This is a genomic window from Nibribacter koreensis (assembly GCF_039541795.1).
GTDB classification, from domain to species: domain Bacteria; phylum Bacteroidota; class Bacteroidia; order Cytophagales; family Hymenobacteraceae; genus Nibribacter; species Nibribacter koreensis.
In genome coordinates this window covers 804883-817827 of record NZ_BAABGX010000002.1, presented here as the reverse complement: position 1 = coordinate 817827, position 12945 = coordinate 804883, and the positions used below count along the sequence as shown (strand labels likewise).

At 49.9% G+C, this 12945-nt stretch carries 8 protein-coding genes and 1 tRNA gene; 5 read left to right on the top strand and 4 right to left on the bottom strand.

Annotated elements, in window-relative coordinates:
* Window position 1: 1 nt before the first annotated feature.
* Window positions 2-1117, bottom strand: coding sequence for an NAD(P)/FAD-dependent oxidoreductase (locus ABD880_RS10745; protein ID WP_345165664.1), 1116 nt, complete (start codon window positions 1115-1117; stop codon window positions 2-4).
* A 163-nt stretch (window positions 1118-1280) separates the two neighbouring features.
* Here ABD880_RS10745 and ABD880_RS10740 point away from each other — a divergent pair, with 163 nt between their 5' ends.
* Complete coding sequence (locus ABD880_RS10740) at window positions 1281-1652, top strand: T9SS type A sorting domain-containing protein (RefSeq protein WP_345165662.1); 372 nt, start codon at window positions 1281-1283, stop codon at window positions 1650-1652.
* Window positions 1653-2006: 354 nt separating this feature from the next.
* On the opposite strand, the gene ABD880_RS10735 is transcribed toward ABD880_RS10740, so the two are convergent.
* Window positions 2007-2078: transfer RNA gene (locus tag ABD880_RS10735), tRNA-Arg, on the bottom strand.
* A 338-nt stretch (window positions 2079-2416) separates the two neighbouring features.
* Between ABD880_RS10735 and ABD880_RS10730 the strand changes: the two genes are divergently transcribed.
* Entirely contained in the window at window positions 2417-2617 is a 201-nt protein-coding gene (locus ABD880_RS10730; protein WP_345165660.1) for a hypothetical protein, read from the top strand.
* A gap of 275 nt (window positions 2618-2892) precedes the next feature.
* Window positions 2893-4056: a DUF2652 domain-containing protein gene (locus ABD880_RS10725; protein ID WP_345165658.1), complete on the top strand. Its 1164-nt coding sequence runs from the start codon at window positions 2893-2895 to the stop codon at window positions 4054-4056.
* Between the two features lie 99 nt (window positions 4057-4155).
* Here ABD880_RS10725 and ABD880_RS10720 read toward each other — a convergent pair whose 3' ends face one another.
* Window positions 4156-5343 carry a Pycsar system effector family protein gene (locus tag ABD880_RS10720; protein ID WP_345165656.1) on the bottom strand — a complete coding sequence of 396 codons (1188 nt, stop codon included), beginning with the start codon at window positions 5341-5343 and terminating at the stop codon, window positions 4156-4158.
* A 407-nt stretch (window positions 5344-5750) separates the two neighbouring features.
* Between ABD880_RS10720 and ABD880_RS10715 the strand changes: the two genes are divergently transcribed.
* Window positions 5751-9500 (top strand): bifunctional metallophosphoesterase/BamA family protein, encoded by a 3750-nt coding sequence (locus ABD880_RS10715; protein WP_345165654.1) that lies wholly within the window; start codon window positions 5751-5753, stop codon window positions 9498-9500.
* A 127-nt stretch (window positions 9501-9627) separates the two neighbouring features.
* A complete protein-coding gene (locus ABD880_RS10710; protein WP_345165652.1) occupies window positions 9628-10677 on the top strand; it encodes a DUF6268 family outer membrane beta-barrel protein in 1050 nt (349 codons plus the stop codon).
* A 120-nt stretch (window positions 10678-10797) separates the two neighbouring features.
* On the opposite strand, the gene ppk1 is transcribed toward ABD880_RS10710, so the two are convergent.
* Window positions 10798-12882 (bottom strand): polyphosphate kinase 1, encoded by a 2085-nt coding sequence (gene ppk1, locus ABD880_RS10705; RefSeq protein WP_345165649.1) that lies wholly within the window; start codon window positions 12880-12882, stop codon window positions 10798-10800.
* Window positions 12883-12945 lie beyond the last annotated feature (63 nt).

Sequence of the window (12945 nt, the reverse complement as noted above, 5' to 3'; positions counted from 1 at the left end):
TTTAAAAAGGCTGGCCGTGGGTTTTGCGCATGATAAACTGCACCACTTTAGGCATGGCTCTTAAACTACCCACGGCCAGTTCAGACAACACTGGGTGCCCAAACAAGCGCTGCACCAGCCGTCCGGTCTTTAACCTGGCGCCAAACTGCCGTTGCCACTGCCTGGTATAGCCTTGTTCCATCTGCTGTCTGGTTTGTTGGCCGTTCAAAAAACGCAGAATTTGCTCAGAAGCCAGCTTACCCGAATGAATGGCCATGGCCATGCCGTTCCCGCAGAGCGGCGTAATGAGTCCGGCCGTGTCACCAGTCATGAGGATATGGTTCTCCACGCAGGTTTTGGGGGCAAAGGAGATCTCGTTGATGACCTCAGGTTGCGGGTACAGAAACTTGCTGTTCTGGAAAATGTCTTTCAGAAAGGGATTCTTCTGCAACACCTCATTTTCCATGCTGACGATGGTGCCGTGCGCTTTTAGATTCTGCCTGGTAGTGAGGTAGCAAAAGCAGAACTTGTCTTCTTCAATGGCAGATATGCCGGCATAGCCGTCTTTGAAGTTATGCAGGGTTATTTCGTTTTTGGGCAGTTGGGTACGCACATGGTATTTGACCGCCAAGTAAGGAGAACGCGCCGTGAAGAACTCTCTGTCTAGGCGTCTGTCTAAGGCACTGCGTTTGCCGTAGGCGCCCACCACTATGGGTGCCTGCACTTGTTGCCCATCTGTCATGCTTACCAAGAATTGCCCTCCTGAAAACTGCACATCTGTCACGGTGGCCTGCTGTACGTCTACACCCTGGGCCAGCGCTATTGTATACAGATGATGGTCTAGCGTGTACCTGCTAATGCCAAACCCACCCAGATCCAGCGGAGTTCTTAAGACATTCCCTTTAGGAGAGGTAAGCGCAAACTGCGTAATGGAGGCCGCCCCTAACCGAACAGGGTTTATGCCCAGCTGACCCAAATACGGAAGCACTTCATTAGAAACATATTCGCCGCAAACTTTATGAAACGGAAACTGTTTTTTCTCCAGTAGCACTACTTTTTTACCTTGGCCTGATAGTTGCAAAGCAGTAATTAAACCTGCCAAGCCCCCTCCAATAATCACCGCATCTGGGTTTTGCATGTCTATGAGCTCTAAGTATTGATTAAATGCAATGAAAAATACGAATTACAGGCTGTTACAGCCAGAAAATCATATAATATCCAAAACTAATTTTAGCGACTTTCCGTTAAAACTAGGTACAATAGGTCAACTATTTTTGGGCCCTCAACGCAAAATGATTCGCATGAAACACCTTATACTTTTAATTATTGTTTGCCTCTCCTTTTACCAGTTGCCAGCACAAGTCAGAAAGACCACGCCGCTTCCCTCTGATATGAAAGTAGAAGCAAAAGCCGAGACAGAAACCCGGAGCGTCTCTGTATTTCCTAACCCCACCAATGGTGTAATCAATATCTCATTAGAAGGTTTTGAGGGTAAGAAAACAGACCTGCGCATTATGAATGTAATTGGCAACGTGGTGTACCGTGAGGTGGTGACCGATCCCTCCAGTCACTTTGTTAAATCAGTGGATTTAAACAAATTAGCCAAAGGTTTGTATTACGTAAAATTAGACGCGGCAGAATATAGTGAGGTGCGAAAGGTTATTTTACGATAATTCTACGCAATCACCTATTGGAAGGCAAAGCTTGAAAAAGCTTTGCCTTTTTTTATGCTCAGTTATTGCGGGTCAAATCAAATCTAAATGGTTTTCTGTGCCAGTAAATTAAGATAAATTATTGGTCAGAGGCTATTCAAGAAATGTACACTTGTTTGCTACGCATTATACAGGCGCTCACAAGAGAAATGCATGTGTAAACAAGGTTGGCGCAGAAACGGCCGGCGTGTTTATAAAAGCATTAAGGCAGGTGGCCGGCTGGTGGTTAAGAGGGCAAAACCATAATTTGAGCAGCCTGTGCGTGGCTACCTTCTGGCCTAGGTGTTTTTTTGAGGGGGAGCAGCCGGTGAGTAGTGGCCATGCCCAGAATCGAACTGGGATCAAACGTTTAGGAAACGTCTATTCTATCCGTTGAACTACATAGCCAAACACCGGCGGCGCAAAACAAATGTAAGAGAAAATCCCGTGCGCTCATAAGCCTGCTACTTTTAAGTCTATAAAACCATCAGGTCTTTTTTATGCTAAAAGCAATGCAGCGGCAGTTGTATATTAGAAAGGGCGTTGCTACATGAATTAATTCAGGAAATCTTAATTGAAATAGATATACATTATTTATTAGCGCTTTTTTTAATTGATGCGTACATAATTACGGGGAAATTGTCTTGGTAATTTCATTTAGTAAGAGATAATTATTTGATTAATGAGAGTAATTTCTAAATTTGTCTCACCTATTAATTTCTACCCAAGAAAAAAACAGCATCACTATGAGAGAGCAACTAAAAAGCAAGCTTGACAAAATGCAAATGGAGGTTATCCGCGATTGCCAGAACGTGGAAGACGTGCAATTAATGTTAGGCATTTTTAGTCAGATGAACGAGGCCCTAAACCAAATTCCTGACACTATGAACAAGCCAAAAGGAGCTAAGAGAGGTCGTAAGCCAAAGAACGCTGAAGCCAACGCATAAGCTGTTTTGCGTCTAGAAATAAAGCCAAGGTTTCTCTTATTGGGAGTAGCCTTGGCTTTTTTTTGTGCCCATTCTTTTGCGGCAATCGTCTAAGCCTTAGGCGCTCTTGCCGTAGAAGAGAAGAATAAGCGCCAATTCTTGAAAAAAACTTCAAAACAGCCACCCAGCAGGCAAAGGAAAGAGCGGTATCTTCGTATAAGCGTCAAAGCTACCTAGCCCATCTGCCATGGCGCATGGCTTAGTGGCTCAATTGAGAATTGGACAAGAACCCTTGAATGGAATTTTCTGAACTGAACAGTGCTTTTTTACCGGATGAGGCTGATGACACGCAGCCTGCCCTGCTGTTTATTCCAGACATAAGTGGCTTTACGCGGTTCATGCATGAGAACAAGATCAAGTACAGCCGCAACCTCATAGCAGATTTGCTAGAAACCATCATTGACGCCAATATCATAAACCTAGAGGTCTGTGAGATACAGGGTGACGCTATTCTTTTTTATAAGTTGGGTGCGCCACCAACTATTGAGGAGGTAGTAAACCAGTGCAAGCAAATCTTCCTGGATTTTCAGAACTACTTAAAGATCATGGAGCGGGATGGGTCTTTGCTGGGCACGCAGCTCTTAGAAAATAAACTCACCCTTAAGATTGTGGCCCATTACGGGCGCATTAGCGTGACGCAGATAAAAAGCTATATCAAGCTCATGGGCATGGACGTGATCTTAGCGCACCGGCTCTTAAAGAACAACATAGAGGGCTCTGAGTATGTCTTGCTGTCTGAGGGCTACTTGAAAACCCAGAAACCAGAAGCCATTGAGAAAAGCTTTGAGTGGACCCAGCTGCGCGAAGGCTCCACAGAATATGAGCACATGGGCCGGGTGCGGTATAAATACGCCTTCCTGACGCCCTTGCGCCTCTTGGTCACAGATCCAGAGGTAGAACACAACCGCAACCACTATCCCAACACGTTCTCCCTAGAGGTGAAAGTACAGGCCCCCCTTGACCTGGTGGCCCGCATCATTAGAAACTATAGATTGAAGCCCGCCTGGATGCAGGGCATGAAAACCGCGCAGTATGACATCTCTAAAAGTGACCGCTCTGGCACCTACTGCAAATGCCAGATGGAGAAGGGCGGCTGCATAGAAATACAGACCTTGCAATTTAAGGCCTTTGCAGACAAGGTGGAGTACATTGAGAAGATCACCAACTTTAAGATGTTCCCTAACGCGCTTCTGTTCCTGAACGCCCAAGCGGCAAGCCCGCATGCCACCCTGCTCACGCTAGAGTTCCATTACAGCCGCGTGTCAGTGGGGGACTACTTTTATGACTCCTTCGGGCGTAAGAAGATGCGCGACCTCATGGGCAAGTCTTTGAAGAGCCTTAAAGAGCTTTGCGAGCACGTGCAAGCCAACAAAGAGCTACCAACCAAGAAGAACGCCTAGACGCGTTTTTGGCTTCTTTTCCAGAAAACAGGCTAAAAACAGAAGCGGCGGTAAGATGTGTCTTACCGCCGCTTCTGTTTTTACAAAAGAAGGAAGTGCTTATCTGGCAATGGCAATCACAAAGGAGAGCACGGTTAAGATAATGCCAATCATGAAGATGGTATAAGAAATACGCAACAGCCTATATTTCTTGCTGAGCACATCGCCTAGGTAATATATGTCTGTGATCATGTTGTTGTAGAGCGCATTCTTGTCCCGCATAATGTCATGCATGCCACTCTGGAAGTCATCTAAAGGAATCTTGGTGAAGTTACCAAAGAACAACAGGTTGATTCTTCTACTCTTTAATTTGTTGGGCTTCAACCTAAAGCTGGTCACTTCTGGCTGGGCAGAGATGATGGCCGAAATCACCGAGGCCAGGGAGGTGGCCAGCAAAATACCCACCGGAATCATGAGTACCGGGTTACGGGTAAACTGCGAGCCAATAATGGAGCTCTTGGTACCCAGGTACGTGATGATGATGGACATGATGATGGCGTTTAAGCTAATCATCATGTTGGCCTTGTTGTCTGCAATGGCACTTAGACTGATGTGGTTGTCATAGGTGCTCTTGAACATGGTCTCAATGCCGCGCTTGGGCTGGGCAAGGGTCTCACGGCCTTCCTTCTCCTTTTTCTTGGTCTTCTTGGTGAGTTCTTTCTGGCGGGCGCGCTGTTCCTGTATGTTTTTATTGAGCTGTTTGGAGAAACGCGCCTGTGCCGCCTGCGTCTTAAAGTTGACAGACATCAAGAAATCCAGCTGGTACTGCGCCCACTCTATGTCTGAGTAAGATTCATTCAGGTAAATTTCCCACTCCACGCGTAGTAGTTCTGCTTGCGCAAAAACCGTGGGCTTGCCAATGTTGGAGATGTCTGCATCTACCAGAATGTCTTCTATGAGGTGGTGGGTCAACTGGCCGTGCTTGGTAGCCATGATGGTGCGGGCCACCTGAGTTATTTTCTCTTCGGGATAGTGATGCTCACGCAGAAAGGCCGTGGCAAACTCTACGCTCTCATCCTCATGGTTTTTATAGGCGTTGATGTAGCCCGTGTCATGAAACCAGGCAGCCAGCAAGAGAATCTCCATCTCCTCGTCGGGCAGGTGGTGCTCTTCTGCCAGCAGACGCGCTTCGCGCACTACCTCAAACGTGTGTTTGTAGTTGTGATAGACAAGCTTCTTTGATAGTTTCTCTTTAAAAAGGGCAGCGACGTGGTTGCTCGCTTTCCGGATGAGATCTTCTTTTTCCATAAATACGTTGGAGTGGCACAGCGTTTTTTTTTGCCTCTGGGACAAATTTTGAGACACAGCTTTGCCTGGGGTATAATCCAAAGTGTAAAACGCGATAAGGCTGGCTAAGGTTAAGCTAGTGGTATCTGTTTTTGGCTTACTTTCTGGAAATCAGGCCAAAAACAAATTTGAAACTGCATATTGCACCGCTTTCCCTCTTAATCTTTTAAACGAACCTTCTTCCTAGGTAAACCTTCTTACGGTCCTTACGTCTTTAGGCAAAAGAGAGGCAACCTTGTCCTTGGGTTTTCTTTGCCCGGGCTATTGGCGTTTCTAAAAAGAAAGGCGGCCTTTTCCTTGTATGTTGCCAGGCAAAGGCACCAGAAAGGTAGGCGTAGGGCAAGGGTGGCTTTTGAACTATACAATTCATGAAAAACAAGTACGTACTCTATCTGTTGCCGCTGCTGGCCCTCTGCCTGCTAGGGGCATGCACTTCTTCTTACAAAGCCTTTTATTCAAAAGACCTCATCAACTGGAAGGACAAGACGCCCAAAGACTCGTCTGAGATCATCTACAGTGTCTTTTTGATTGGCGATGCCGGTGCGCCCCTCACAGATGAGCCAGACCCCAACCTGGTATTGCTCAAGTCACAGCTAGACGTGGCCAATGAGAACAGTACCATTGTGTACCTGGGGGACAACATTTACCAGAATGGTCTGCCCAAGCCCGGCGCCTATGACCGCAAGACCGCAGAGGCCCGCATGAAAGCCCAGCTGGAGATTCTCAAAGGCTACAAAGGCGAAAAATACATGATTCCGGGTAACCATGACTGGGGCGGCGGCAGCGGTTCTCCAGACGGGTTAGAGGCCGTAATCAGAGAAGAGCGCTTTGTAGAGGAGTACCTCACAGACACTACCACCAACATTGTGGTGGGCACAGACTTCTTTGTGCCCGGTGACGGCTGCCCCGGCCCGTTTGAGGTGCTGGTACACGATGAAGTGGTCCTGATAGCCATCAATTCGCAGTGGTGGTTGCACCCGTATGAGCGCCCGTATGGCAATGACAACGTCTGCGGCGTGGTGAATGAGGTGGATTTTCTGGTACAGCTAGAAGACGTTATCAATAAGCACAGCGGCAAAGACATTCTGGTGGTGGGCCACCACCCCTTAATGAGCAACGGTATACACGGTGGTTTCTTTACCATCACAGACCATATCTTCCCCTTGACCATTGTGTACAAATGGGCGGTTCTGCCGCTGCCCATCATTGGGTCCATTTACCCGTTGGCGCGTAAGTATGGTGGTATTGCCCAAGACATTCCGCACCCAAGCTACCAGGCCTACATCAAGGGCCTGACGGCTATTTTTGAAAAATATCCTAACATAACCTACGCGGCCGGCCATGAGCACAACCTGCAATACGGCAAACTAGGCAGCGTGCACCACATCATCAGCGGGTCTGGCTGTAAAACCCAGCACGTGAGTGACGGGGGCAACGCCCGGTACGCGCATAAAGTGAAAGGCTTCGCTAAAATCAACTATTACCGCAACGGAGAGGCCTGGGTGGAGTTCTGGATGCCGGGTAATAAAGCCGGTGATCCCGGACAGATGACGTTCCGGTCACCTATGTACTCTAAAACCTCTAAGGAAGAAGAGCGCATTAGCCTGTCTACAGAAGATTACACAGACAGCACCATCACGCTGCCAGCCAACCCAGCCTACAAAGCCGGCGCGTTTAAAGAAACGTTCTTGGGCAAGCATTACCGCAAAGACTGGCTAAAACCCGTTACCATTCCGTTGTTAAACCTGGAGACTGAGAAAGGAGGCCTTAGACCGTACCAGAAAGGTGGTGGCAAGCAGACTTCTTCTCTAAAGCTTAGAAACGAAGAAGGCCGTGAGTACACGTTGCGCTCTGTAAACAAAGATCCAACCGCGGTGCTGCCGGTAGCCTTGCAAGAAACCTTTGCCCGAGACTTGCTGCAAGACCAGATCTCTGCCCAGCATCCCTACGGCGCCTTGATTGTTCCCAAACTAGCTGATGCGGCGGGGGTGTACCACACCAACCCCAAGTTGGTATTCATTCCCAAAGACCCGCGTCTGCGGCAATACCTGGATGAGTTCAGTAACACGGTGGCGTTCTTAGAAGAAGACGCAGATGAGGACCATTCAGACGTGGCCAGCCTGGGCAATGCCACCAACCTGGTGGGCACAGAGAAGGTGCTGGAGCGTAAGCGCAATGACCATGACAACCGCGTAGACGAAGAAGAGTTTGCCAAAGCCCGCCTGCTGGACATGCTCATTGGCGACTGGGACCGCCACGAGGGCCAATGGCGCTGGGCCGAAACCCAGAAAGGAGACAACCGCCTCTTCAGGCCGGTGCCCGAAGACCGTGATGTGGCGTTCTTTAAGGCAGACGGCTTTATCCCGTGGCTGGTGAGCCGCCGCTGGGGCGTGCGCAATTTCCAGCACTTTGGCTATGACTTTGGGGATTACAAAGGCTTGAACCTGACGGCGCTCACCAGTGACCGCACGTTCCTGTCTAGTGTGACCAAGCAACAGTGGCTGGAACTGGCCAACAACATGAAGGCAGACATGACAGACGCCGCCATTGAAGAGGCGGTGCGCCAACTGCCCAAGGAAGTGTATCCTATCTCTGGTCCAGAGATTGCCGCCAAACTCAAATCCAGAAGGGACCTTTTACCAGATGTGGCCGCCAAATACTACAAGCATCTTTCTGAGGTGGTGGACATTTCTGGCAGTGACAAGCGCGAGATGTTCCTGGTAGAGCGCTTTGATGATACCACGCGCGTGACCATGCGCAAGATCAACAAGGAGGGCGAAGTTTCTAAAGTCTTATACCAACGCACCTTCCTGCACGGTGAGACCGAAGAAATACGCCTGTACGGTTTGGGCGGCGATGACGTTTTTGAATTGACCGGTGCCACCAAGCGCGGCATTATGGTGCGCGTGCTGGCCGGCGAGGGCAACGACTCCATTGTAGACAAGTCTACCGTGAAAGGGGCCGTGCGTAAAACAAAGGTCTATGACAACACCCAGGAGAAGAACGTGTTCAACTTCAGTTCAGAGACCGAGGACAAGACCGAGGATTTTGAGGATGTCAATCTCTATGACCGGGACAACTATAAGATAGCCTACTTTGGGCCAAGGCTGGCAGTAGAATACAACGTAGATGACGGTTTGTTCCTGGGCGGCGGCGTTCTGTACCGCAACCACAAATTCAGGAAGAAGCCCTATGCCTCTGAGCATTACCTGCGCGCCAACTATGCCTTTGCCACCGGCGCCTACAATGTGCGCTACAACGCAGAGTTCAAGCAGGTCTTAAATGATGGTCTGGACCTGGGCATTACCGCCGCTTTGTACGGGCCGCAGTACCAGTTCAACTTCTACGGCTTGGGCAATGAGACAGAGTCACTGGGAGACACAGAGTTTCACCGCGTGCGCCAGTCCAGGCTGTTCATCTCGCCTACCATCAACACGTCTTTGTTCCACTTCATACATATGGGTATTGGGCCCTTGTATGACCAGTACCAGGTGCAGTCAACGCCGGGGCGTTTTATAGATGAGGTCTATGGTGATGAAGTTTTCAACAAAGACCGTTATACCGGCGTGCGGGGCTTCTTGAATTTGCAAGCCGTTAGTACGCCCATCAACCCGCGCATTGGCATCAAGTGGTTGCATGAGTTTAGCTACAACCACCAATTGGATGAGGAGAAGGTGAATTTTGGCCGCTACAGCTCAGAGTTTGTCTTTTACATTGGGCCGCGCCTGCCGTTCCAGCTGACTTTGGCGGCCAGGTTTGGCGGGGCCCACAACTTCGGGGATTTCCCGTTCTACCAGGCCAACACGTTGGGTGGGCTTTCTAACCTGAGAGGCTACAGAAGAACCCGTTTTGCCGGAAGAAGCAGCCTTTACCAGAACACCGAATTGCGCGTGGAGCTCTTTAAGTTCAACGTGTACCTGTTCCCGGGCAAGTTTGGCCTCATGGGCTTGGTAGACCACGGCCGTGTGTGGCAGGACAATGAAGACTCTAACAAGATACACCGTGGCCTTGGCGGCGGCATCTGGATTGATGTGTTAAAGCAGGCAGTGGTCAACGCCACGTATTCTGTAGGAGATGATGAAGGCCTGTTCAACCTCAACTTTGGGTTCTTGTTTTAAAAGCTAGCACATCTTTCTGGCGGTCTTGCACGTTTGAGAAAGTCCGTTGTGTGTTTGAGTGACCAACCACAAAATCATGCCCCCTCACAGAAAGGAGAAAGTCTGGCCTGTGGCACCCGTTTAAACTATGAAAAACATTTATTCTTTGGTACTGAGTGCCGCCCTTCTGGGCGTAAGTGAGCAAGCCATAGCCCAAGAAATACTCTCAGACTCAGCTAAGACAGCAAGAGCCCAGGAAGACCCAAAGGAGCTGGCCAACCCGTCTGTGGTAGGCATGGGCCGCAGCAAAGGCCTGGTGGTGCGCTATGAGATGCTGCCCCGCTTTGGTCTTCATTCTGAAGGCAAGCGCGAGGACATTGGCAACGCCGAGGCCGACGTACGGCGCAACAACAAGTTTGAGATAAAGGCCTATGCGCCCGTCATCAACAGGCCGCATTTTAAAATGGTCGTTGGGGTCAGCTATTTTCTGGAGGAGTTCAACTTTAAGCAACCAGAAGGACTAGAGTACCCGCTCTATAAGCAGTTGCAGGACAAAGACCTGCGGTCCTTAGATGGGCAGGTGATCATGCTCAAACCCTTTAATGAGAAAAACTACCTGCTGTTGCGCGTGAAAGGAGAACTTAACGGAGACTATGGCAAGTACAGCAATATTTCATTTGACAAGTACTTAAGAACCAGTGTAGAGGCTATTTTTGGCTGGAAGAAAAGTCCTCTCTTCTCCTACGGGTTTGGGGCGCAGTTTGGCTACACCTTTGGACGCAGGTCCATTTACCCGGCCGTGCTCTACAACCGCACCTTCAACGACCGCTGGGGCATAGAGTCCATCTTTCCGGCTAACTTGACCGTGCGCCGCAACCTGTCAGAGAAATCCCTGCTGTTTGCCGGGTACAAAGTAGAAGGAGCCAGCTACAACGTGACCGTGAGCCCGCCGTTCATGAACAATGAAACCGTAGAGTTGCGCAAATCAGAGATAAGGGCCAGGCTGAGATGGGAGCGTGAGATTTATGACTTCATCTGGTTTGGAGTTGAGGGTGGGTACCGCTACAACCACCGCTTTAACGTGCACAACGGTAACGACCCCAACTCAGACCCAATCATTGAAACCCATATCAAGGACGCCGGCTTTGTGCAGTTTGACCTATTCCTGGTGCCGCCTAAACGATTCTTGAAACAATAAGGAAAGCGTTTTTGGCCTGTTTCCTGTAAAATAGGCCAAAAACGGTGATTCAGTTAAAAGCAAAATGGCCAGCCGGTTGCAACCGGCTGGCCATTTTGTTTGGTGACATTTTAAAAGGGATTAAACTTTGTAGCCGGCCGCCAGGGCCTTCTGCTTTAAGTAATCATAGATGACGTACTGGGCGCGCACCGTGGTGGTAGGCGTGTCAGAAATGTAATACTCATTCTTGAACGTGCGGGCTTTCTGGTTGTCTATCCGCAAGATTTCCAGGATGTGCCGCAACTCTTGCTGGTGCTCCTTCTGGAAGATAGGGAAGCCCACTTCTATCCGGCGGCTCAGGTTACGGTTCATCCAGTCAGCAGAAGCTACATACATCTTCTCCTCACCACCGTTCCCAAACAAGTAAATGCGGCCATGCTCCAGGTAGCGGTCCACAATGCTGCGCACCTCAATGTTTTCGCTCAGGTTAGGCACGCCCGGTATAAGACAGCAAATGCCGCGCACCAACAACTCAATCTTGACTCCGGCCTGGCTGGCTTCATACAATTGCTTGATCATGCCCTCGTCTTGCAGAGCGTTGATCTTGATGATCATGTAAGCCTTTTTGCCTTCACGGGCCAGGCGCATCTCGTTCTGGATGAGTTCATAGAATTTTTCACGCAGGTTAAACGGCGCTACCAGCAGGTGGTCAAACTGCTTGTCTGATTGCCGATCCACAAAGAAGTTGAAGACCTTGGTCAGGTCTAGCGTGAGGCGCTCATCTGCGGTGAACAGCGCGTGGTCTGTGTACATCTTGGCCGTTTTCTCATTGTAGTTACCGGTGCTCAGGTATGCATAATGCACAGCCTTGCCTTCTTCCTGACGGGTGACCAAACCAATCTTGCTATGCACTTTCAAATCAGGGACGCCATAGATGACGTTGGCACCGGCCTTCTCCAGTTTCTGGGCCCAGTAAATGTTAGACTCTTCGTCAAAGCGGGCTTTCAACTCCACCACCACCGTCACCAGTTTGCCATTCTCGGCGGCCAGGATAAGGGCTTTGGCTACTTTGGATTTGTCTGCCACGCGGTACATGGTGGCGCCCACGCTGATGACGTTAGGGTCAACGGCGGCTTCTTCAAAGAAACGCAGGGCGTAATCAAACTTTTGATACGGGTAATGCACCAGATAGTCTTTCTCCTTGATGGCGGCCAGCATGCTCTCTGCTTTCTCCAGTTCTGGGTGGGGCAGGGGGGGCTGCTCTTCATACTGCAAATGCGCCGGGCCCAGCATAGGAAATCCGAAGAAGTCCCTGAAGTTATGGTACCGACTCCCAACTACCAGCTCTTCTGAGGACAAACCAATGCGGTCCAGTAGCTCACTCAGCATGGGCTCAGGCGTTTTAGGGTCATAGAGCAGGCGGCTGGGGTGACCTGTCTCGCGCTTTTTCAGGCTCTTCTTGATCTTGGCCATGAGGTTGCCGGAGATTTCCTCCTCCAGGTCCAACTCAGCGTCCCTGGACAGTTTCAACGCGAAGGCTTCTACAGTCTCAAACTCTGGGAACATGGACGGCAAGCCAATCCTGATGATGTCATCCAGCATGATCACGTACTGGTCGCCGTTTTCATCCGGAAGCTCCACAAAGCGGGTGCCGTGTTTATGGGTAGGCAGTTCCATCAAAGCGTACTGCTCTGGTTTTTGTTCGCCATCAGTCTTTGGTACCAGGCGTATCATCAGATACACGGTCTGGTCTTTCAAGAACAGCGGGCTGGGGTTGGAGCTGAAGATGATGGGCACCAACAAGGGCTTCACTTTCTTCTTGAAGTAGTCCAGGGCAATGTCGCGCTGGTGGTCTGTGACGTCTTGCTCTGTAATAAGGCAGATGTGCTCTTTCTTCAACTCGGGCAGCAACTCATTGCGGTACACCAGGCCAAACTCCTTCTGCTGTCTGGATACTTCGGCCAGGATCTGGTCTAGTTCCTCGGCGGGGTCTTGTTGTAGTTTCTCGCGGGTTTTCTTCTTGAGTTTGACCAGCCGGCGCATGGTGGCCACGCGCACCTTAAAGTACTCATCCAGGTTGGAAGAGAAGATGGCCAGGAACTTGAGGCGCTCCAGCAGGGGCACGCGCGGGTCTTTGGCTTCTTGCAAGACGCGGTAGTTGAACGCCAGCCAGCTTAGCTCGCGGCTTAGCATGGGCACGTCAGACTCAGTTTTTGGAGAGGGCACGGGTGTTTCAGTATTCTTATTGGAATCCATTCAAGTCTTAGATTGCGCGGGGCACCGCAGGCC

Bases quoted from the DNA above. Each gene is read 5' to 3' on its own strand.
- ABD880_RS10720 (WP_345165656.1), bottom strand. From the start codon at position 5,343: ATGGAAAAAGAAGATCTCATCCGGAAAGCGAGCAACCACGTCGCTGCC.
- ABD880_RS10725 (WP_345165658.1), top strand. From the start codon at position 2,893: ATGGAATTTTCTGAACTGAACAGTGCTTTTTTACCGGATGAGGCTGAT.
- ABD880_RS10745 (WP_345165664.1), bottom strand. From the start codon at position 1,117: ATGCAAAACCCAGATGCGGTGATTATTGGAGGGGGCTTGGCAGGTTTA.
- ABD880_RS10715 (WP_345165654.1), top strand. From the start codon at position 5,751: ATGAAAAACAAGTACGTACTCTATCTGTTGCCGCTGCTGGCCCTCTGC.
- ABD880_RS10730 (WP_345165660.1), top strand. From the start codon at position 2,417: ATGAGAGAGCAACTAAAAAGCAAGCTTGACAAAATGCAAATGGAGGTT.
- ABD880_RS10710 (WP_345165652.1), top strand. From the start codon at position 9,628: ATGAAAAACATTTATTCTTTGGTACTGAGTGCCGCCCTTCTGGGCGTA.
- ABD880_RS10740 (WP_345165662.1), top strand. From the start codon at position 1,281: ATGAAACACCTTATACTTTTAATTATTGTTTGCCTCTCCTTTTACCAG.